The sequence below is a fragment of the Craurococcus roseus genome (genome assembly GCF_039523795.1).
Classification (GTDB): Bacteria; Pseudomonadota; Alphaproteobacteria; order Acetobacterales; family Acetobacteraceae; genus Craurococcus; species Craurococcus roseus.
This window is the reverse complement of sequence record NZ_BAAAFZ010000029.1, coordinates 57,351-76,938: the sequence shown is the minus strand read 5'-3', so window position 1 is coordinate 76,938 and position 19,588 is coordinate 57,351. Positions and strand designations below refer to the sequence as shown.

Annotated in this window: 18 protein-coding genes and 1 pseudogene; 11 read left to right on the top strand and 8 right to left on the bottom strand. The window is 72.8% G+C overall.

Going from position 1 to position 19,588, the window contains the following annotated elements; genetic code table 11:
• Window positions 1-7 precede the first annotated feature (7 nt).
• The 3 genes from ABD067_RS12095 (at window position 8) to ABD067_RS12085 (ending at window position 4,356) form a co-directional block, all read left to right on the top strand.
• A complete protein-coding gene (locus tag ABD067_RS12095; RefSeq protein WP_343895550.1) occupies window positions 8-1,960 on the top strand; it encodes a polysaccharide biosynthesis protein in 1,953 nt (650 codons plus the stop codon).
• Between the two features lie 345 nt (window positions 1,961-2,305).
• The gene (locus ABD067_RS12090) at window positions 2,306-3,472 is read left to right on the top strand and encodes a DegT/DnrJ/EryC1/StrS family aminotransferase (protein ID WP_343895549.1); all 1,167 of its coding nucleotides are present in this window, start codon (window positions 2,306-2,308) and stop codon (window positions 3,470-3,472) included.
• A gap of 140 nt (window positions 3,473-3,612) precedes the next feature.
• Window positions 3,613-4,356: a DUF1194 domain-containing protein gene (locus tag ABD067_RS12085; protein ID WP_343895548.1), complete on the top strand. Its 744-nt coding sequence runs from the start codon at window positions 3,613-3,615 to the stop codon at window positions 4,354-4,356.
• Between the two features lie 41 nt (window positions 4,357-4,397).
• Here ABD067_RS12085 and ABD067_RS12080 read toward each other — a convergent pair whose 3' ends face one another.
• Window positions 4,398-4,820 carry a DUF3775 domain-containing protein gene (locus ABD067_RS12080; RefSeq protein WP_343895547.1) on the bottom strand — a complete coding sequence of 141 codons (423 nt, stop codon included), beginning with the start codon at window positions 4,818-4,820 and terminating at the stop codon, window positions 4,398-4,400.
• A 207-nt stretch (window positions 4,821-5,027) separates the two neighbouring features.
• Between ABD067_RS12080 and ABD067_RS12075 the strand changes: the two genes are divergently transcribed.
• Window positions 5,028-5,459 (top strand): hypothetical protein, encoded by a 432-nt coding sequence (locus tag ABD067_RS12075; RefSeq protein WP_343895546.1) that lies wholly within the window; start codon window positions 5,028-5,030, stop codon window positions 5,457-5,459.
• Between the two features lie 25 nt (window positions 5,460-5,484).
• Here the strand turns inward: ABD067_RS12075 and ABD067_RS12070 are convergent, their stop codons facing one another.
• The 4 genes from ABD067_RS12070 to ABD067_RS12055 all read right to left on the bottom strand — a co-directional run bounded on the left by ABD067_RS12070 (window position 5,485) and on the right by ABD067_RS12055 (window position 10,203).
• Window positions 5,485-6,531, bottom strand: a complete 1,047-nt coding sequence (locus ABD067_RS12070; protein ID WP_343895545.1) for a WD40 repeat domain-containing protein — start codon at window positions 6,529-6,531, stop codon at window positions 5,485-5,487.
• Window positions 6,528-7,514 carry a CobW family GTP-binding protein gene (locus ABD067_RS12065; protein WP_343895544.1) on the bottom strand — a complete coding sequence of 329 codons (987 nt, stop codon included), beginning with the start codon at window positions 7,512-7,514 and terminating at the stop codon, window positions 6,528-6,530. The genes ABD067_RS12070 and ABD067_RS12065 overlap by 4 nt, the downstream gene beginning before the upstream one ends.
• 109 nt (window positions 7,515-7,623) lie before the next feature.
• Window positions 7,624-8,952, bottom strand: a complete 1,329-nt coding sequence (locus ABD067_RS12060; protein WP_408871544.1) for an aspartate aminotransferase family protein — start codon at window positions 8,950-8,952, stop codon at window positions 7,624-7,626.
• Between the two features lie 57 nt (window positions 8,953-9,009).
• Window positions 9,010-10,203 carry a sensor histidine kinase gene (locus tag ABD067_RS12055; RefSeq protein WP_343895543.1) on the bottom strand — a complete coding sequence of 398 codons (1,194 nt, stop codon included), beginning with the start codon at window positions 10,201-10,203 and terminating at the stop codon, window positions 9,010-9,012.
• A gap of 107 nt (window positions 10,204-10,310) precedes the next feature.
• Between ABD067_RS12055 and ABD067_RS12050 the strand changes: the two genes are divergently transcribed.
• Genes ABD067_RS12050 through ABD067_RS12040 form a run of 3 tightly spaced genes read left to right on the top strand, consistent with a single transcriptional unit; the run spans window position 10,311 to window position 12,615 of the window.
• The gene (locus tag ABD067_RS12050; protein ID WP_343895576.1) at window positions 10,311-10,970 is read left to right on the top strand and encodes a glutathione S-transferase family protein; all 660 of its coding nucleotides are present in this window, start codon (window positions 10,311-10,313) and stop codon (window positions 10,968-10,970) included.
• Window positions 10,967-11,854 (top strand): VOC family protein, encoded by an 888-nt coding sequence (locus ABD067_RS12045; protein WP_343895542.1) that lies wholly within the window; start codon window positions 10,967-10,969, stop codon window positions 11,852-11,854. The genes ABD067_RS12050 and ABD067_RS12045 overlap by 4 nt, the downstream gene beginning before the upstream one ends.
• Entirely contained in the window at window positions 11,851-12,615 is a 765-nt protein-coding gene (locus tag ABD067_RS12040; RefSeq protein WP_343895541.1) for an FkbM family methyltransferase, read from the top strand. Before ABD067_RS12045 ends, ABD067_RS12040 begins: the two co-directional genes overlap by 4 nt.
• Before the next feature lie 12 nt (window positions 12,616-12,627).
• On the opposite strand, the gene ABD067_RS12035 is transcribed toward ABD067_RS12040, so the two are convergent.
• On the bottom strand, window positions 12,628-13,812 hold the full coding sequence (locus ABD067_RS12035) for an enolase C-terminal domain-like protein (RefSeq protein WP_343895540.1): 1,185 nt from the start codon (window positions 13,810-13,812) through the stop codon (window positions 12,628-12,630).
• A 126-nt stretch (window positions 13,813-13,938) separates the two neighbouring features.
• On the opposite strand from ABD067_RS12035, the gene ABD067_RS12030 reads away from it, so the two are divergent.
• Entirely contained in the window at window positions 13,939-14,715 is a 777-nt protein-coding gene (locus ABD067_RS12030; protein ID WP_343895539.1) for an enoyl-CoA hydratase/isomerase family protein, read from the top strand.
• Between the two features lie 5 nt (window positions 14,716-14,720).
• Here the strand turns inward: ABD067_RS12030 and ABD067_RS12025 are convergent, their stop codons facing one another.
• The gene (locus ABD067_RS12025; RefSeq protein ID WP_343895538.1) at window positions 14,721-15,128 is read right to left on the bottom strand and encodes a low affinity iron permease family protein; all 408 of its coding nucleotides are present in this window, start codon (window positions 15,126-15,128) and stop codon (window positions 14,721-14,723) included.
• Between the two features lie 83 nt (window positions 15,129-15,211).
• On the opposite strand from ABD067_RS12025, the gene ABD067_RS12020 reads away from it, so the two are divergent.
• From ABD067_RS12020 to ABD067_RS12010, 3 genes are all read left to right on the top strand, one after another.
• Window positions 15,212-15,529 (top strand): hypothetical protein, encoded by a 318-nt coding sequence (locus ABD067_RS12020; protein ID WP_343895537.1) that lies wholly within the window; start codon window positions 15,212-15,214, stop codon window positions 15,527-15,529.
• Window positions 15,526-16,182 (top strand): tripartite tricarboxylate transporter substrate-binding protein, encoded by a 657-nt coding sequence (locus ABD067_RS12015; protein ID WP_343895536.1) that lies wholly within the window; start codon window positions 15,526-15,528, stop codon window positions 16,180-16,182. Before ABD067_RS12020 ends, ABD067_RS12015 begins: the two co-directional genes overlap by 4 nt.
• An 842-nt stretch (window positions 16,183-17,024) precedes the next feature.
• Window positions 17,025-18,254 carry a glycosyltransferase gene (locus tag ABD067_RS12010; RefSeq protein ID WP_343895535.1) on the top strand — a complete coding sequence of 410 codons (1,230 nt, stop codon included), beginning with the start codon at window positions 17,025-17,027 and terminating at the stop codon, window positions 18,252-18,254.
• A 72-nt stretch (window positions 18,255-18,326) separates the two neighbouring features.
• Here the strand turns inward: ABD067_RS12010 and ABD067_RS12005 are convergent.
• Window positions 18,327-19,523 (bottom strand): annotated as a pseudogene (locus ABD067_RS12005) (IS256 family transposase).
• Window positions 19,524-19,588 lie beyond the last annotated feature (65 nt).

Genomic DNA, 19,588 nt, shown 5'->3' with positions numbered 1-19,588 from the left:
CCCCCGCATGGCCCGCCGCCGCACGCCCCACCGCGTCCTGCTCAATCTCGCCCTCGACACGGCGCTGGCCGCGTTCGCGCTGCCGGTGGCGCTGGTGCTGGCGGACGCGCCGTTCCCGGGCTGGGCGTGGTGGCTCGGCGCGCTGCCCGGCGCAGTGGCGGCCCTGCTCGCGGCCGGGTTCGCGGTGCGGATGCCGCAGCAGTACTGGCGCTACGCCGGCCTGCCGGACCTCCTCGCCGTCGCCGTGGCCGCCGTTGGCGGGGCGGCGCTGTTCTGGGGAGGGCTGCTCCTGCTCAGCGCCGAGCACCCGGCCAACCCGGCCTTCCCGGTGCTCCACGCCCTCGCGCTCACCGCGCTGCTCGGGCTGCCGCGGGTGGCCGCGCGCATCCACCACGCCCGGCGCGGTCCGGACACGGGCGAGGAGCCGCAATCGGTGCTGCTGGTGGGCGCGGGCGACGGCGCCGACTTGTTCATCCGGGCCTTGGCCGGCGAGCGCCCGGCGGGCTACCGCGTGCTCGGCATCCTTTCCATGCGCTCCCGCCAATCGGGCCGGCGCATCCGCGGCCACCCGATCCTCGGCACGGTGGACGAGGTGGACGGGGTGCTGGAGCGGATGCGCGACGAGGGCCGGCTGCCGGCGCTCCTGGTGCTCACCACCCGGCACGTGCAGGGTCTGGCGCTGCAACGGCTGGTGGACGCCGCGGACCGCCACGGCATACCCGTGCGCCGCGCGCCCTCCGTCACCTCGCTCGACCCGGCGGCGCAGCGCCGCGCGGACTTGCTGGAGGAGGGCGGCACGCCGCGGCTCCAGCTCCGCGAGGTCGGCATCGAGGAGCTGCTGGACCGGCCGCAGGTGCCGCTGGACCGCGAAGGCATGGCGCGCTTGGTACAGGGCCGGCGCGTGCTCGTCACCGGCGCCGGCGGCACCATCGGCGGCGAGCTGGCGCGGCAGGTGGCGGCGCTCGGGCCGGGCTCCCTCACCCTGCTCGACCACGGCGAGTTTGTCCTGTACGAAATCGATCTGGAACTGCGCGAAACCCACCCCGCGGTGCCGCGCCGCGCCGTGCTGGCCGACGTGCGCGACGAGAGCCGCATCCGCCGCTTGTTCGAGGAGATCAGGCCGGAGCTGGTGTTCCACGCCGCCGCCTACAAGCACGTGCCGATGGTGGAGAACGACCCGGCGGAGGGCCTGCTCACCAACGCCTACGGGACGCGCGTGGTGGCCGACGCGGCGCGGGCGGTGGGCACGGGGACGATGGTGTTCATCTCCACCGACAAAGCGGTGAACCCGACCAGCGTCATGGGCGCGTCCAAGCGGCTGGCCGAGATGTACTGCCAAGCGCTCGACGTGCAGGCCCGCGCCGGCGCGGGCACGATGCGCTGCGTCACCGTGCGCTTCGGCAACGTGCTCGGCTCCACCGGCAGCGTGGTGCCGCTGTTCCGCCGCCAGTTGGAGCGCGGCGGGCCGCTCACCGTCACCCATCCGGACATGCGCCGCTACTTCATGACGGTGCGCGAAGCGGTGGGGCTGGTGCTCCAGGCCAGCGTGGTGGGCGCGGAGGACCGGGCGGACCAGCCGCCGGAGCTGCGCGAAGGCGGCATCTTCGTGCTCGACATGGGCGACCCGGTGAAGATCGTGGACCTGGCGCGGCGCATGATCCGCCTGTCGGGCCTGCGCCCGGAGAAGGACGTGGAGATCCGCTTCACCGGGCTGCGCCCCGGCGAGAAGCTCTACGAGGAGCTGTTCCACGGCCAGGAGCCGCCGCGGCCCACCGCCTTCCCTGGCCTGCTGGTGGCCAAGCCACGCACCGCCGACCCGGCGCTGGTGGGCCGCGCCATCGACGAGATCGCCGCCACCTGCCGCGCCGGCAACGCCGCGGCGGCGCTGGCGCAGCTCGGCCGGCTGGTGCCGGAGTTCGCGCCGGAGGACAAGGCGGAAAGCCGGGCGACGCAGCAGTAGCGGCGCGTTGCGATGGAAGGGCTTCCGAAATGGTGGTGGACGCCGGCCATGCGGCGGCGCTGGCACGAGGAGCACCCGGGCGTGCAAGGGCGCGATGACGGTTCCGCCGGCGGCGCCGCGGACGAGGATGCCGCCGCCGACCCGGCGGATGCCGGCTCGCCGGACGGGCCCGGAGGGAGTGACGGCGGGGGTGACGGCGGGGGCGGCGGAGATGGTGGAGGCGAGTGACGTCGGGCGCCGCGCCCGCTGTGTCGCAAGGCGAAACAGCGGGTGATTTGGCGGCGGAGGGGGCCGGGTCTACACGGCGCCCGCCCGCCTGCACAGCGGAGGAGAAGCACCGCCGCCATGACGCCGCCGCCCGACGACGCCCCCGTGGCCTTCTTCGACATGAAGGCGCAACAGGCGCTGATCCGCGCCGGGATCGACGCCGGCATCGCCCGCGTGCTCGACCACGGCCGCTTCATCCAGGGGCCGGAGGTGGACGCGCTGGAAGAGAAGCTCGCCGCCTTCGCCGGCGTGGCGCACTGCGTCGGCGTTTCCTCGGGCACGGACGCGCTCCAGATCGCCATGATGGCGGAGAACATCGGCCCCGGCGACGCGGTGTTCCTGCCCGCCTTCACCTACACGGCGACGGCCGAGGTGCCGCTGGTGCTCGGCGCGACACCGGTGTTCGTGGACGTGGAGGAAGCGACCTTCAACATCGACCTCGCCGACCTGGAGCGCCGCGTCGAGTTGGTGGCGCGCGAGGGTCGGCTGCGCCCGCGCGCCGTGGTCGGCGTGGACCTCTACGGCCTGCCGGCGGATTGGCCCGCCATCGAAGCCCTTTGCGGGCGGCACGGCGGCATGTTCGCGCTGGACGACGCGGCGCAGGCCTTCGGCGCGCGGCTGCACGGCAAGCGCCTCGGCGGCTGGGCGGACGCGACGGCGTGCTCCTTCTACCCGACCAAGACGCTGGGCTGCTACGGCGACGGCGGCGCCCTGCTCACGGACGACGCGGACCGCGCGGCGCTGTACCGCTCGCTCCGCACCCATGGCGAGGGCGCGTCCCGCTACGAGGTGCTGCGCACCGGCATGAACGGCCGGCTCGACAGCATCCAGGCGGCGATCCTGTTGGAGAAGGTGCCGCTGCTGGAAGGCGAGCTGGCCGCCCGCGCGCGGGCCGCGCGATGGTACGCTGAACGGCTCCGCGCGCCCGTTGTGGCGCCGCCATCGCCGACGCCGGGGTTCGAAAGCGCTTGGGGCATCTACTCGATCCTGCTGCCCGACGCCGCGGCGCGCGACCGGGTGCAGGCGGCGTTGGGCGCAGCCGGCCTGCCCTCCGCGATCTACTACCCCAAGCCCTTGCACCATCAGCCCGCCTACCGCGCGGCCCACGCCGCCGCCTTCGGCGGCCCGCCGCCCCTGCCCGTGAGCGAAGACCTCTGCGCGCGCGTGCTTTCGTTGCCGATGCATCCTTATCTGTCGGAGGGTCAAGTCGCCCGCGTCGCGGACGCCGTCATGTCGGCGTTCTAACGGCCCGAACACATTCCCGCGCACGTGCGAACCTCCCGCGCCGGAACACGTTCATGTCGTTATCGCAACGCGCGATTTTGGGTCTAGGGTTTCCTCCACCCCGGGGAATCTGACGCCTGGGCTACGAAGGAGACACCGGCATGCACCGACGCTCCCTCCTTGCAGCCGGAGCAGCGGCAGCCGCGGGCCTCGGCACCGCGGCGCGCTTCTCGCCGGCCTGGGCGCAGCAAGAACCGGTCGACGTCATCCTGGTGCTCGCGGTGGACGTGTCGCGCTCGGTGGACGAGGACGAGGCCAGGCTGCAACGCGAAGGCTACCGCAACGCGGTGTCCGACCCGCTGGTCGTCGAAGCCGTGCGCGGCGGCATGATCGGCGCCATCGGCGTCGCCTACGTCGAATGGGCCGGCGCCGAATACCAGCGCTTGGTGCTGCCCTGGACGCGCATCGCCTCGCCCGCCGACGCCTTCGCCTGGGCCACCAAGCTCGATGAAGCGCCACGCGCCTCGCTGTCCTGGACCTCCATTTCGTCGGCGCTGGAGTTCTCGCACCGCGTGCTGGCCGACGCGCCCTTCGAAGGCACGCGCCGCGTCATCGACGTGTCGGGCGACGGCGTGAACAACAGCGGGGGCCCGGTGGAAGCCGCGCGGGACAAGCTCTTGGCCGACGGCGTCACGATCAACGGCCTGCCCATTATGAACGACCGGCCCACTTTCGGCCGCCTGCCGCCGGTGCCGCTCGATGAATACTTCCGGGAAAGCGTCGTCGGCGGGCCCGGCTCGTTCGTCATCCCGGCGGAGGACTTCCAGGCCTTCGGCCAAGCGGTGAAACGCAAGCTCATCCGCGAGATCGCCGGAACCGATGTCGGGCCGCACCACTTCGGGTGAAGCACCGGGCGGGCTGAGGGCCGCCGCTGGCAAAGCCCGCGCTAGCGCTCGACGTCTTCGATGGACAAGCCGAAGGCCGCGACACCTTCGGCCAGGAGATCGCCGAGCATCTCCATCTCCATGAGGTAGGTCGCGGTGTCGCTCTGGTTCCGCTCGGCCGCGAGCGACCGCGCCTCTTCCCAGTCCTCCGCCCCGTAATCGCCCCGACCGACCCAGGCCAGCGCGATCAGGGAAGCCTGCTCATCCTCGTTCAGCTCGTCGATGAACTGGCGGAGGGAGTCCTCGGTCATGTCGTCCGGCGTTTCCTGGAGCAAAGCGGACTCGCTGTTCGCGTCCTCCGTCGCCTGCTCGGGGTCGGTCTCTTCCTTGCCCTGCAAGGCGCGGGCGAGGTCCACGACCGTGGCGACGGTTTCCAGGCTCACGCCCAGGTCCACCTCGTCGTCGTCGTCCGGCGTTTGAGCCATCGCCACCCCCGTTCGTCCCTGGTCTGGGCCGTTAAATCGGCAGGGTGGAACCGGTTCCCTGCCCGGAAACCCAAGGATCACGCAATCGTCAATGGCGAAAAATCTCAGGAAACTGTTCGCGTATAAGGCGCGTTGGCGAATCCCGTCACGGAGCTAAGTCAACCCCAGAGCAGAGGTTCCCAACCCATGGAACGCGCTTCAAGAAAGGTGGCCGCCGGAACGCTCGTCGGCGCGGTGTTGCTGGCCGCGGCCGTGGTGCTGCCGCACTCCGCTGCGCGTGCCTCCATGACGGCAGACGGGGCCGGCCTGCTCGCTTCCGCGCTGGGGTGCGGGCCGGCCGAAACCCTGGTGGGGACCGGCGTGCACGGGCTGCTCGCGCGCGTCCGGGCGGAGGCGGCGAGAGCGTCGCCGCGTCTAGGCGGGACGGCCAAGGCACGGTCCGCCGCGGAACGGCCGGCTTTGCGGAAGCCGTCGCGTCCGTCGGTGGCCTCGCCCCGGTCCACGGAAAAGGCGCCGCAGGCCAAGGGCGCGGCGCGACCGGCCGTCCTGCGCAGCTTCTACACCTGCAACACGGCTTCGACGCCCGATCTCGCCGAGGGGACCGGCTGGCGCTTGGTGGGCCCGCTGCGGCACGGATGACACCGGGCGCCGCGGCGGCCGGGCGTCACCGCTTGGACAGGTCCACCACCCCAGCGAAGCCCGTTTCCGTTCCAAAGGCGAGGTGCGTCCCCAGGGCGTTCCAGGCCAGCGCCGACACGCCGCCGTGCCCCGGAGGCGCCACCGGGACGACCTTGCCGGAAGCGATTTCCGACAGCAGCACCAAACCGTCCGCGAAGCCCGCGGCCACCACCTCGTGCTGGGGATGACAGGCGACCGCGGTGCAGAGCACGCCGTCGCCGCCCGCCAACTCGGTCGGCGCCTTGCCCATCGGGCCGCCGCCGTGGAACGGCCAGATCACCACGCTGTCGGCGCCGCTCGTCGCCAGCCAGCGACCGCGCGCGGTGAAGGACAGCGAGCGCGTCTTCGACGGGTAGCCCGACATCCGCATGTGCTGCCCGTCCGACAAGCGCCAGCCGTGCAGCGCGTTCTCCTGCATGGCCGTGACCACGTGTGTGCCGTCCGGGCTGATGGCAACGGCGGCGTGGGCGCCCTTCCACTCCAGCACGCGCGGCTTGTCCTCCTTGGACGCGATGAACCAGAGCGAGGCGCCGTTGTAATGGCTGGCCGCCACGCGCTTGCCCTTGGCGTCGAAGGCGAGGCCGCCGACGCTGGACGGGTGGTTGAGCGTCTTCAGCGCCGCGCCGCCCGCGTCGTAGAGGTGGACGGCCTTGCCGACCGCGGCCGCGCGCACGCCGCCCTCGTGCGCCGCCACGTGCTCCACCCAGCGTGTGCGCATGGGCCGGGCGATTTCCCCTACGGCGGCGTCGGCCGTCACCCGCACCAGCCGCCCGTCGTCGCCCCCGGACAGGAAGCCGCCGCGCGCGTCGGCGCACACCGACAGGCAGGCGCCGCCCCCGTGCGCCACGGCGCTGGCCCATTCCCCTTCGAGCGCGCCCGGTCGCGTGACGCGCAGGGTGCCGTCGCCGAGGCCGAAGCCGCAGGCGCCGGTACCGCCGCGCTCCCAAGCGGCGCCCACCACCCAGGCGCCCAGTTCGCGCCGGACGCCGCGGCTCTCGAGCAGGAACTCCGCGTCTTGCGCCGCTCCGCTCATGCCGCCGCGGTTTCCTCGGCTTGGCAGGACTCGAAGCCGCGGCGGAGTTGCGGGCGGTTCAAGTCGCGGCCGATGAAGACGATCTTGGAGCGGCGCGGGTCGCCCTCTTTCCACGGGCCGATGAAGTCGCCGTCGGCCATCATGTGCACGGCCTGGAACGCGAAGCGGCGGTCGTCGCCACGGTAGTGCAGGATGCCCTTGGTCCGCAGCAGGTCCTGGCCCTTCTGCGCCAGCAGCCCGCTGATCCAGGCGTTGAACTTCTCAGGGTCGATCGGGCGCTTGGCCTCGAAGGAGAGCGACTGGATCTCGCTGTCGTGCTCGTGGTCGTCCTCGCCGGAGAGGAATTCCGGCTCGCGCTCCAGGATGCGGGCGAGATTGAAGGCGTCGCGGCCGAGCACGGCGTCGAGCGGCACGTCCGACTTGGTGCTGCGGCGGATCTCCACCTGCGGGTTGATGGCGCGGATGCGGCGCTCGACCTCAGCCGCCTCCTCGGGCGAGACGAGGTCCATCTTGTTCAGCAGCACGATGTCGGCGAAGGCGATCTGCTCCTCCGCCTCCTTCGAGTCGGCCAGGCGCGCCGGCAGGTTCTTGGCGTCCACCACCGTCACGATGGCGTCGAGCCGGGTGCGGGCCTTCACGTCCTCGTCCACGAAGAAGGTCTGCGCCACCGGCGCCGGATCGGCCAGGCCCGTCGTCTCGATGATGATGCCGTCGAGGTCGCCCTTGCGCTTCATCAGGCCGCCGATGATGCGGATGAGGTCGCCGCGCACGGTGCAGCAGATGCAGCCGTTGTTCATCTCGAACACCTCCTCGTCGGCGTCCACCACGAGGTCGTTGTCCACGCCCAGCTCCCCGAACTCGTTGATCACCACGGCGAACTTCTTGCCGTGGTTCTCGGACAGGATGCGGTTCAAGAGCGTGGTCTTGCCGGCGCCGAGGTAGCCGGTGAGCACGGTGACGGGCACGGGGGTGGCTTCGGGCATCGGTGGCGCTCCGCGAAGGCGGTGATGGGGGTCCGGCGCGCAATATGGGTCGGGCGCCATCCCCGGCAAAGCCGGGGCGGGGGGCTGCCGTTGCAGGCTTCCCCTGGCGCTATGCCGCCGCCCGGATCGCGTCCGACAGCGTGCCGAAGATGCGCTCCATGTGCGGCTTTTCCACGATGAGCGGCGGGGAGAGGGCCACGATGTCGCCGGTGACGCGGACCAGCACGCCGTCGTCGAAGCAGCGCCGGAACACGTCGAGCGCCCGCTGCCCGGGGGCGCCCGGGCGCGGCTCCATCTCGATGCCGGCGATCAGGCCGCAGTCGCGCACATCGGTCACGTGCGGCAGGCCGCGCATGGCGTGCGCCGCCTCCTGCCACTCGCCTTCGATCGCCTTCGCCCGGCCCGGCAGGTCCTCGCTCCGGTGCAGTTCCATGGTGGCGATGGCCGCCGCCGCCGCCAGCGGGTGGCCGGAGTAGGTGTAGCCGTGGAACAGCTCGATGCCGCCCGGGGAGCCCTCCACCACGGCGCGGTACACCTCGTCCTTCGCAGCGACCGCGCCCATGGGCACCGCGGCGTTGGTGAGGCCCTTGGCCATGGTCATGATGTCCGGCACCACGCCGAGGCGCTCCGCGCCGAAGGGCGTGCCGAGGCGGCCGAAGCCGGTGATGACCTCGTCGAAGACCAGCAGGATGCCGTGCTTGGTGCAGATCTCGCGCAGGCGCTCCAGGTAGCCGCGCGGCGGCGGCAGCACGCCCGTGGAGCCCGCCACCGGCTCCACCATCACGGCGGCGATCGTTTCCGCCCCGTGCAACGCCACCAGGGCTTCCAGCGCATCGGCGCGGGACGCGCCTTCCCCGGGTTGGCCGCGGCTCCAGCGGTTCGCTTCGATGCCGTGGGTGTGCGGCAGGTGGTCCACGTAGGGGAGCAAGGCGCCGAACTGCTTGCGGTTCGGGCCGATGCCGCCCACCGACATGCCGCCGAAGCCCACCCCGTGGTAGCCGCGCTCCCGCCCGATCAACCGCGTGCGCCCGCCCTCGCCCCGCGCCTTGTGGTAGGCGAGCGCGATCTTGAGCGCGGTGTCGGCGCTCTCGCTGCCGGAGTTGGTCCAGAACACGCGGTCCAGCCCGTCCGGCAGGATCTCCGCCAGGCGCGCCGCCGCCTCGAAGGCCAGGGGGTGGCCGAGCTGGAAGGTGGGCGCGAAGTCCAGCACCGCCGCCTGGCGCTGGATAGCCTCGGTGATCTCGCGGCGCCCGTGCCCGGCGTTGCAGCACCAGAGGCCCGCCGTGGCGTCCAGCACCTCCCGGCCTTCCGGCGTGAAGTAGGACATGCCCTCTGCCCGCGCGAGCATCCGGGGGTTCGCCTTGAAGTACCGGTTGTCCGTGTAGGGCATCCAGAAGGCGTCCAGGTTGTTCGGACGCGGCACGGCCATCTCGTTCATCGCGGGTCGGGCTCCGGGGCGGGGTCCCCGGCAAGGAACACCGGCCTCCCCGCCCGATCAAGCCGTGGGCGGCTGGCCGGGATCGGGCGCGGCGCGGGCCGAGGGCAGGCGGGCGACGAAGCGCGCGTTCGGCGCCGAACGGTCCAGTTCGATGCCGCCCCGCAGCAGCGCCCGCAAAATCCGCATCCCCAGGCCCGTGGACGCCGCCGGATCGAAGCCGGCCGGCGGCCCCGGCCCCTCGTCCTCCACGGCTATGCTGTCCGCCTCGTCCGGGCCCGGCTCGACCCGCACGGTGACGGTGCCGCGGCCGTACTTCAGCGCGTTGAGCACCAGCTCCGTAACCACCAGCCCACAGGTGGTGGCGCGGTCCGCGCTCCAAGCGAGCGAAGGCGGCGCGTCCAGCCGGACGGGCCGCTCCGGGGAAGACGCGGCCATGTCGCGGAGCAGCGGGCCGAGGTACTCCGCTGCCGCTATGCGGCCGAGGCTGCCCCCGCTGTAGAGCTGGCGATGCACAGCGGCGATCGATGACACGCGGCGGATCGCCTGCTCCAGCTCGTCGCGCACCTCGGGCGCCGTGGCAGCGCGGATCTGCTGGCGGAGCAGGCTTTGCACCAGGAAGAGCGAGTTGCGGACCCGGTGGTGGACCTCCTGCATCAGCAGGTCCTTGTCACGCAGCAGCGCTTCCCGCTGCGCCGCGTCCGCCTCGCGCTCGATCGCCAAACCTAGCACGCCGGCCAGCGCCTCCATGAACACGACGTCCCGCCGGGAGAATTGGCCGGGGTCGCGGCCGTCGGCCTCCAAGACGCCAAAAGGCGCGCGCTGGCCGCGGACCACCACGTTCACGGCGCGGCGGGCGCCGTGCTCGACCATCAGCGCCGGGGTGCGGAAGCGGTCTTCCGTGGAAAGGTGGTTGGAGATGACGGGGGCACCTGTCTTGAGCGCATAGCCCGCCGGGCTGCCCAGGTCCCCTGCGAGCCGCGCGTGGCCCACCACGCCGGGCCGCCAGCCGACGCCGGCCCGCACCAGCAGCGTGTCTTCGCCCGGCATGTATTGCAGCACCTTGGCGAGCGGCGCGCCCAGGCCGTCGGACGCGATGCGGGCGGCGGCTGCGAGCAGGTCGTCGAAGCTTGTGCCGGAGAGCGCCATGCGGCTGAACTCGCCGATCAGCTCGCCTTGCTTGGCGCGCAGCCGCAACTCGTCGGGCGAGTCGCCGGCCGGGCTCGGCGTGGTGGCGCCCTCGCCTGGATACATGGGTGTTCGGCACTCCGCATCGGCCCGGGCAGGGGTTGGGCGACGCTTGGCTTCATGCCATGCTGGAGTAGCGCGGGAAAGGTTCCATCACGATGACGCAAGCGCCTGTGGCGAAGGGCACGCTGGTGATAGGCAGCAAGCGCACGTCCTCCTGGAGCCTGCGCGGCTGGCTAGCGGTGCGCTTGGCGGGGCTGGACGTCGAGGAGGTGGTGATCCCGATCGACGGCACCGGCAACACGCCCGCGGTGAAGGCCGCCACGCCGGCCGGCTTGGTGCCCTTCCTGGAGCACGAAGGCGCGCGCGTGTGGGAGAGTCTCGCCATCTGCGAGTACTGCGCCGAGCGAGCGCCCGGCCTGTGGCCCGCCGACCGCCCCGCACGCGCCCACGCCCGCAGCCTCGCCAGCGAAATGCACGCGGGCTTCCGCGGCCTGCGCTCGGCCATGTTCTTCAACGCGGGGCGGGAATTCCCCTGCGCCGGCCGCACCCCGGAAGCCCTGGCCGACATAGCCCGCATCGAAGCCGCTTGGGCCGAGGCATTGGGCGCGCATGGCGGCCCGTTCCTGTTCGGCCGCGACTTCACTCTAGCCGACGCCATGTTCGCCCCCGTGGCCGGTCGCTTCCTCACCTGGAAACCGGAGATCACGGCGCGCAGCCGGGCCTATGTCGATGCGGTGCGCGCCCACCCGCTGGTGGACCGCTGGTACGCGGAGGCGCTGGCCGAACCGGAGGCGTGGCGCGTCCCGGCCTACGAGACCCCGGGCCCTTGAGCACCGCCCTCGCGCTCGACCATGTGGGCGTCGCGGCGCGCGACCTCGCGCCGCTCGCCGCCGCTTACGAGCGCCTGGGCTTCACCCTCACTCCCGTGGCGCGGCAGAGCGGCCGCCGGGCGCCGGACCTCCCGGTGGAGCCCTACGGCACCGGCAACCGCTGCGCCTTCCTGCGGCACGGCTACATCGAGCTGATCGCCGTCCTCGACCCGGCGCGCTTCGACAACGGGCTGAACGGTTGGCTGTCGCGCTACGCCGGGGCGCACATCGTCGCGCTGGCGATGGGCGACGAGGCTGCCAATCTCGAACGGCTGCGCCGCGGCGGCGCCACCATCCCGGGCGTGGCGTACCTGGAGCGCCCGGTGGAACCCGGCGGTCCCGTCGCGCGCTTCGCCCGCCTGCCGCTGCCCGACGCGCCGGAGGGCAGGCTGCAGCTCATCCGCCACCTGACGCCGGAACTGGTGTGGCAGGACCGCTGGATGGCGCACGCCAACGGCGCCGTGGCGCTCGAAGGCGTCGTGCTGGCCGCCGCCGAGCCCGCGGACACCGCCTCCCGGCTCTCGCGCCTGGCCGGCCTGCCGGTGCGGCCGGACCCGCTCGGCGGCTTCCGCCTGACGCTGCCCGGCGCCGCCGGGGCCGCCGGTCCGCGCTCCCCGGCGATGCCGACCACCCTCCGCGTGCTCCCGCCTACCGCCGTGCCGCGGCTGTTCCCCGGCGTGGCCCCGCCGGCCCTCCCGAGCATCGTCGGCATGACGGTCCGCACCGAGGACGGCACCGCCGCGGCCCGCCGCGCGCTGGCGGGGCTGCCGGTCGTGGAAGCGCCGGAGGGGCCGATGGTGCCGCCCGGCCTGGCCGGCGGCGCGGCGCTGGTGTTCACCGGTTGAGCACCGCCACGGCCGCCGCGAAGGGCATCGGGCGCAGCCTCCGCACCTACCACGCCCCGGGCCGCGCCGCGGCGCTGGACGCCTTCCACCGCCGCTTCCTCGACCCCGGCGACCTCGCCTTCGACGTCGGCGCGCATGTCGGCGACCGCGCCGCGAGCTTCCGCCGCCTCGGCGCCCGCGTGGTCTGCGTGGAGCCGCAGCCCCGCCTCGACCGCCTGCTGCGGATGCTGTTCCGCGGCGATCCGGGGGTGGCCCGCGTGGCCGCCGTGGTCGGGGCCGAGCCGGGCGGCGAAGCGGTGCTGCGGCTCAACACCGCCAACCCGACCGTCGCCAGCGCAAGCCCCGGCTTCATGGCGGCGGCCGCGGACGCGCCGGGCTGGGAAGAACAGCGGTGGGACGCGGCCGTCCCCTGCCCCGTCACCACGCTGGACGCGCTCGCCGCCGCGCACGGCCGCCCGCAATTCGTCAAGCTCGACGTGGAAGGCTTCGAAGCCGAGGCGCTGGCCGGCCTTTCCGTCCCGCCGCGCGCCTTGTCCTTCGAATTCACCACCATCCAGCGCGAGGTGGCATTCGCCTGCCTGCGCCGGCTGCCCGCGCTCGGCTTCCGCGCCTTCAACGCCTGCCTCGGCGAGGGCATGGCCTTAGCCCGCCGGGCGCCTTGCGGCGCGGACGAGATGGCCGCCTGGATCGCGGCGCTGCCCGCCGAAGCGAATTCGGGCGACGTTTACGCCAGCCTCGAGCCGGCGCGCATCGCCGTGTGAGGCGGCCGCGCCTTATTCCGCCAAGCCTTGGAGGACGGCGTAGAGGTCGGACTTGCCCTCGAAGCCGATGCCGGGGATGCCAGGCAGGCGCACGCGGCTGTCCTGGACCGGCGTGTCGTCCGCGAAGCCGCCGAAGGGCGCGAAGACCTCCGGGTAGCTCTCGTTGCCGCCGAGGCCCAGGCCCACCGCGATGTTGAGCGCGAACTGGTGCCCGCCGTGCGGCACGCAGCGCCGCGGCGACCAGCCGTGGGTTTGCAGCACGTTCAGGATGCGGATGTACTCCACCAGGCCGTAGGACAGCGCCGGGTCGAACTGGAGCACGTCGCGGTCCGGGCGGAGGCCGGCGTGGCGGACCAGGTTGCGCGCGTCGGCGGCGGAGAACAGGTTCTCGCCGGTGGCGATCGGCCCGCCGTAGTGCTCCGCGAGGGTCGCGTGGGTGGCGAAGTCGAGCGGGTCCAGCGGCTCATCGTACCAGCGGAGCTTGTAGGGGGTCAGCGCCGCGGCGTAGGACAGCGCCGCGTGCAGGCCGAAGCGGCCGTTCACGTCCACGCAGAGGCGGGAGCCGTCGCCGCCGAGCAGCTTCAGCACCGCCTCGATCCGCGCCACGTCGTCCCGCAGCGCGTCCTTGATGGCGCTGCCGGGCGCGCCTCCGATCTTCATCTTCACCACCGAGTAGCCGAGGCCGAGGTAGCGCTTCATCTCCTCGACCAAGCCTTCGGTGCCCTTGCCCGGGTGGTAGTAGCCGCCGGCGGCGTAGACCCAGGCCGCCTCGTCCGCCTGCCCGCCGCGGAACCGATCGGCCAGCAGCCGCCACAGCGGCACCCCGGCCAGCTTGGCCGCCGCGTCCCAAAGCGCCATGTCGAGCGTGCCCACCGCGACGCTCCGGTCGCCGTGCCCGCCGGGCTTTTCGTTCCGCATCATCGCCATCCAGGCGCCCGCGGGCTCGAGTCCGCCGTCGGCGTGGAAGAGCGCGTCGCCTCCCGCTTCGAGCAGGCGCGGGATGAAGCGTTCGCGCAACAGGCCGGGTTGGGCGTAGCGGCCGTTGCTGTTGAAGCCGAAGCCGGTGGCGCGCTTGCCGTCCCCGGCCTCCACCGTCACGGCGACCACGCTCGCCGTCATCTTGGAAAAGTCTATGTAGGCGTTGGCGATGGCGGAGCTGATCGGCACCACCGCGTCCTTCACCGAGACGATGCGCATGGGGCCCGCCCTTCCCTGTCCGCGAGGCCCGCTTGCTCCCCCGCGACGCTTGGCGCGTCAAGCGGTGCGAGGGTTGCCGCCGCGGCGCCCGCCCCTAGGCTGCCCGGAACGGAAGGAGACGCGCGCATGGAAGACCTGCTCTACGAGGTCCGCGACGGCATCGGCTTCGCCACCCTGAACCGCCCGCAGGCGCGCAACGCCCTCACCTTCCCCATGTACGAGCGCCTGGCCGCGCTGTGCGGCGAGATCGCGTCCGATGCCGGCGTGCGCGCCCTCATCGTCACCGGCGCCGGCGACCGCGCGTTCGCAGCCGGCACCGACATCTCCCAGTTCAGGGATTTCCGCACCGCCGAGGACGCACTGGCCTACGAAGCGCGGGTGGACCGCGCGCTAACGGCCATCGAGGAGTGCCCGAAGCCCACGGTCGCCGCCATCGCAGGCGCTTGCACCGGCGGGGGCGCCGCCATCGCCGCGGTGTGCGACATGCGCCTCGGCACGGCGGATGCCCGCATCGGCTTCCCCATCGCCAAGACCCTCGGCAACTGCCTGTCCATGGCGAACTACGCGCGCCTCGCGGCGCTGGTCGGCCCGGCGCGGGTGATCGACCTCGTCTACACCGCGCGGCTGGTGGGCGCCGAGGAAGCCCGGTCGATCGGCCTGTTGTCCGAGGTGCTGCCGGACCGCGCCGCGCTCCTGGCCCGCGCCGAGGAGCTGGCGCGGACGCTGGCCGGCCACGCGCCGCTGACGCTCCGCGCCACCAAGGAGGCGATGCGCCGCCTCCGCTTGGCCGCCCGCGCGGTGGACGGCGACGACCTGGTCGCCATGTGCTTCACCAGCGCCGACTTCCGCGAAGGCGTCGAAAGTTTCCTGGCCCGCCGGCCCCCGCGCTGGACCGGCGCCTGATCGGGCTAGAGACGGCCCAGCAGCCGGCCCACCGTGTCGATGCGCACCGTCCCATTCGCTTCGTCGCCGCCCTCCCGCTCGATGGCTTCTCGGATCTCGCGCAGCTCGTGCTCCGTCAGGTGCTCGATGCCGATGAAGCGGTTCCGCGCCTCGCCGCTGGCGCGGATCAGCTCGTCGAGCTTGGCCTGCATCGCCGCGGCGTCGCGGTTCTGCGAATTCTGGATCAGGAACACCATGAGGAAGGTGACGATGGTGGTGGCCGTGTTCACCACGAGCTGCCACGTGTCGGAATAGCCGAACAGCGGCCCCGTCAGCCCCCAAACGACGATGGCGCCGAGCGCGAGGACGAAGGCCTCGGGCTGGCCCGCGAAGCCGGCGATGCGGGTGGCGACGGCGGTGAAGAGGCGTTCCATGCGCGCTGCGCTCCTGACTTTGGGGTACGGCCGATCCTTGACAGCCCCCGGACCGCTCGCAAGCTCCGGCGCGAAAAGACCGCGTGGAGGGAACCGGGCATGACGACGAACGCCGCCGCCGCACGGCGCGCGGTGGTGGGCGCCGCGCGGCGGCGGCGCTCCTGCCACCCGTCGCCCGCGCGCAGCCGGTTCCGCCGCGGTGGGAGCCGTCGCGCCCGATCATCCTGCTGGTCGGCTTCGCGCCCGGCGGCGGCACCGACATCATCTCGCGCCTGCTGCAGCCGGCGCTGCAAGCCGACCTCGGCCGAACCATCACGGTGGAGAACCGGCCGGGCGCCAGCGGCACGGTCGCGGCGCTCGCCGGCATCCGCGCGCCGCCGGATGCCACACCCTGTTCATGACGACGGTGAGCGCCTCCGCCGTGGTGCCGCCGCACATGAATCCGCCGCCCTTCGACATATACCGCGACCAGACCCCCATCGTGCTCGCCGCGACCGTGCCGCTGGTGGTGGTGGTGCCGCTCTCCTCCCGCGCGCGCGACCTGCGCGGGCTGGTGGAGCACGCGCGCGCCAATCCCGGGAAGCTGAGCTACTCGTCCTCCGGCGTGGCCACGCAGCAGCACTTGGCGGTGGAGCTGCTCGCCGTGCGCGCCGGCGCCCGGATGACGCACGTGCCCTTCCGCGGCACCGGGCAGGCGGTGAACGAGATCCTGGCCGGCCGCATCGACCTCGCCATCGACACCTTCCCCACCTACCTGCCGCACATCCACGAGGGCCGCGTGCGCGCGCTCGCCACCACGATGCCGCGGCGCATCGAGTGGCTTCCGGACCTGCCCACCGTCGCCGAGCAACGCTTCCCCGGCTTCGAAGCGCCCGATTTCGACGCGAACGTTTGGTACATGCTGATGGGGCAAGCGGGCTTGCCCGCGGCGGCGGTGGCCCGGCTGGCGGCGTTCGTGAACCGCGCGCTGGACGACCCAACGCTCCGGCCGAGCAACCGCGACGCCGAGCGCTACGCCACGCTCATGCGCAACGCGGGCATACGAACGGAATGACGCGCCGGCGGAGCGGCCCGCTCCGCCCCTCTGGCAGTCCGATGGGCGTTCCCGCAAGGGGAGGACGAGCTGACAGGGCTCCGCGACGCCGGAAGCGGCGATGTTCGGGCCAAGGTCCGTAACGACCCCGTGTAGAGGCCTCGGAGACCAGCGAGCCCGCCTAAGTCTTTTCAATACAAAACTGGTTCGTGGCTCCGTCAAGTCATCAACACCGTCTACCTTACCTGGGGGACATGAAATTTACGACTACAGTTGAGCCGTACCTAGCGAATGCAACTCTGATTGCTGCAAGAACAGTTCATTCAACAAAATCAAAGGTTGTATCTACGCTGGCTTCCGGATCTCAGGCAGGACGGCTGTTGTTGGTCACGGCTCACCAAAAAGACGAAACAGGCTGCTACATGTGTCGCCGTTTTGTTGATAACACGGCGAATCGAACCCTTTTTCGTTTCGAATCGCGTACACCCAACACCGCGTCGCGTTGACGCTGCGGCACATGGCGCACCGCCGTTGATCGTTGCAGGTCCCCATCGGTTGAGGCGGTGGCCAGCCGTGCTCGGGCTCCTTCGCTTCAGAGCGGCACGCCGCCCGCGCGTCGTCGGTCGCCGCATCGGGCGGTCGCGTGAGTGTCAGGAACTTTCACCGCAGGAGTGCGTGCGTTGGCATCCTTCAGCCTCCTTGAGACCGAGCCCGAAGCGCGACCTGCCCCAGCCGAACAGCCGTGCCGAATTCTCGCGGTTTGGACGCGGGCGCTGGACGGGGTGGACGGCGCCGGCCGCGTCAACGTGGCGCGGTCGGTGCGGAGCGCGCTCGCACCGCTGGGCTCGCTCAGGGAGGCTCGCTTGCAGAACGCGCTGGAGCGGCGCCGGCTGTCCGGGGCGGGCGCGACGGTTTGGGCGCTGCTGCGCGGGCTGCTTTCCGGACGTCCGCTGCCGCTGCAATGCGCCATCTTCGCCGATCCGAGCGGCATGGCCGCCGCCGCCGCCGCGGCGGCGGACAGCGACGTCATCTACCTGGACGGCGTGCGGACCCTGCCCCTGCTGCGCCACCTCCGGCGGCGCCGCCCCGGCGCGCGGATCGTCGTCGACGCGGACGACCTGATGTCGCGGCGCTACGGCGAGCTCATCGACCGGAAGCTGCCGTTGTCCCTCGGCTACCTCGAGGCCCGCGTGCCCGGACCTGTGGCGCGCATCGTCAAGTCGCGCGCCGTCGCGCGATTGGTCCTGGGCTACGAGCGCTTGGCGCTCCGCCACGCGGAGAGGGAACTCCTCGCGTTGGCGGACCGTGTGGTCCTCCTCAACCGCGAGGAAGCCGGGATGCTCCGCACCGAAGCCGACCGCTTGCCGGCGCGGACACGGGCAGCGGTCCTGGCCATCCCGCCGGTCGTGGGGTCGGCCGCGCGGCGCCGCGCACCGTGGTCATCGCCAGGCGCGCCCTTGCGCGCCGTGTTCATCGGGACCGACGCCCTCACCCAGAACAGGCTCACGATCGATTTCTTGCTGGACCTGTGGCAGCGGGAGCGTTTCCCGATGCCGCTCGTGATCTACGGGCGCCAAAGGCGTCCGGAGCGCCGCGTGCCCAACGTGACGTGGGCGGGTTACGTCAAGGACATCTCGGACGTGTACGCTCCCGGCAGCGTCCTGGTGACGCCGAGCTTCCTCAGCGGGGGCATAAAGACGAAGGTGCTCGAGGGCTTCGCGCACGGCGTGCCGGTCGTGGGAAACTCGGTGACCTTCGAAGGTTTGGACCTCCCGGACTACCCCTTGTGCCTCGATGACCGCGACGCACTGGCCGCTTTCCTGCGGGCGCCCGCCAACCACAGCGGGGCCATCGCCCGCGCGCTCAAGATGGAAGAGGAATGCCTCCGCCGGGACCATGCCGGGCCGGTGTTCGCCGCCCGTTGGGCCGACGCCGTGTTCGGGAGGCGCGGGATCGATCCGGCCTCCGAGCCGCGGGCGCGCAGCGGCTTCCAAGGCGGCGCTCCTTCCGCTTCACGGAGTCGGGCACGGGCGACCGGTGGCATCAACGACAACAGCAGCGACGCCGGTTTCGCGCCCGCCGCGGGGGAGTAGGGCGGCCAGCGCCGGGTCGTGTCCCGCCGCATGGCGTGGCAGCGGGGCTTCGCGGCGGGTCGGGCCGCCGGGTCAGGCCGGCTCGGCGGACAGCCTGGCGGGGCCAGTGTCGCGCACCGCGCCGATGCCTTCCGGGGTCATGCGGCGGGCGCGCTGGGCGGCCCACTCGCCGGACTGCTCCGGCAGCGGGGCGCCCACGAGCCCCACCGCCGCGGCCTCGTCCGGAAAGACGCCCACGACGCCCGTCCTCCGCTTGGTCTCGCCGTTGAGGCGCCCGATGGGATTTGTGCCGTGGAGCTTGGCGCGGCGGGCGGCCGGGAGGTGCATGTAGGCCAGCACGTCCTCCCCGGCCGCGTCCATCAGGGCGGCGAGGCGGGGCGCCTCGGGCCGGGGCCGGTCGGCGACGGAGCGCCACTGGGCGTGGGCGGCCGGGGCGCCGTCCTGCGCGTAGGCGGCGCCGATCCAGGCGGCGACGATGCGGCGCCGGGACTTCCCGGCGTGCGCCGGGGCGTTGCGGCCGAAACGCACGCGGCACCTTTGCCAAGTGGCGCGCAGCACCTTGGCGACGGCCGTCTTCAGCCCCTCGTGGGCGTCGGAGACGACGAGCCTCACGCCGCGCAGGCCGCGGCGCGCCAAGCCGCGCAGGAAGTCGAGCCAGAACGCCTCCGCCTCGGAGGCGCCGACCGCCATGCCGAGCGCCTCGCGCCGCCCGTCGGCGTTGACCCCCGCGGCGACCGTCGCGGCCGCCGGCACGATCCGCCCGGCCTCGCGCACCTTCACGCGGGTCGCGTCGAGCCAGAGGCGGGGCCGATCGCCCTCGACGAGCCGCGCCAGGAAGTCCCAGCCCCCCGTCGATCCCGGCGCAGGGGCGCGAGACTTGGCTCTCGCTGACCCCGTCCAGGCCCATCGCCCGGGCCGGGTCATCGACGGAGCGCGTGGAAACGCCGTGGACGCAGGCCTTCTGGACCACCGCCGTCGGCGCCTCCCCGGCCAGCCGCCGGGGCTCGGGGAAGGCGGGGAAGCAGCCGCCCCGCCGGAGCCGCGGGATGCGCGGCTCCGCGGTGCCCGCCCGGGTCCGCCGGTCGCGCCCGCGGTAGCCGTTGCGCCGCACCAGCCGGTCCGGGCCGCGCTCGCCGTGGGCGGCCCCGGTCAGCCCGCCCGCCTCCAGCTCCAGAGCCGCTGCGCGGCGAAGCCGATCATCCCGCGCAGGAAGGCGGCGTCGGGGCCCTTCTCCGGCAGCTTGCGGAGGGCGATCCTGCCGTCGATCATCGTGGTGGTTCCGAGGTTCGGGTTGCAGGCCTCAGCAACCCGATCCCACCGGGGAGCCCCGCGGC

Coding starts and splice junctions, on each gene's coding strand:
- ABD067_RS12080 (WP_343895547.1), bottom strand. CDS start 4,820: ATGGCTCAAACGCCGGACGACGACGACGAGGTGGACCTGGGCGTGAGC.
- ABD067_RS12035 (WP_343895540.1), bottom strand. CDS start 13,812: ATGCGCATCGTCTCGGTGAAGGACGCGGTGGTGCCGATCAGCTCCGCC.
- ABD067_RS12015 (WP_343895536.1), top strand. CDS start 15,526: ATGACGACGGTGAGCGCCTCCGCCGTGGTGCCGCCGCACATGAATCCG.
- ABD067_RS12070 (WP_343895545.1), bottom strand. CDS start 6,531: ATGAGCGGAGCGGCGCAAGACGCGGAGTTCCTGCTCGAGAGCCGCGGC.
- ABD067_RS12055 (WP_343895543.1), bottom strand. CDS start 10,203: ATGTATCCAGGCGAGGGCGCCACCACGCCGAGCCCGGCCGGCGACTCG.
- ABD067_RS12065 (WP_343895544.1), bottom strand. CDS start 7,514: ATGCCCGAAGCCACCCCCGTGCCCGTCACCGTGCTCACCGGCTACCTC.
- ABD067_RS12030 (WP_343895539.1), top strand. CDS start 13,939: ATGGAAGACCTGCTCTACGAGGTCCGCGACGGCATCGGCTTCGCCACC.
- ABD067_RS12060 (WP_408871544.1), bottom strand. CDS start 8,952: ATGAACGAGATGGCCGTGCCGCGTCCGAACAACCTGGACGCCTTCTGG.
- ABD067_RS12090 (WP_343895549.1), top strand. CDS start 2,306: ATGACGCCGCCGCCCGACGACGCCCCCGTGGCCTTCTTCGACATGAAG.
- ABD067_RS12095 (WP_343895550.1), top strand. CDS start 8: ATGGCCCGCCGCCGCACGCCCCACCGCGTCCTGCTCAATCTCGCCCTC.
- ABD067_RS12025 (WP_343895538.1), bottom strand. CDS start 15,128: ATGGAACGCCTCTTCACCGCCGTCGCCACCCGCATCGCCGGCTTCGCG.
- ABD067_RS12085 (WP_343895548.1), top strand. CDS start 3,613: ATGCACCGACGCTCCCTCCTTGCAGCCGGAGCAGCGGCAGCCGCGGGC.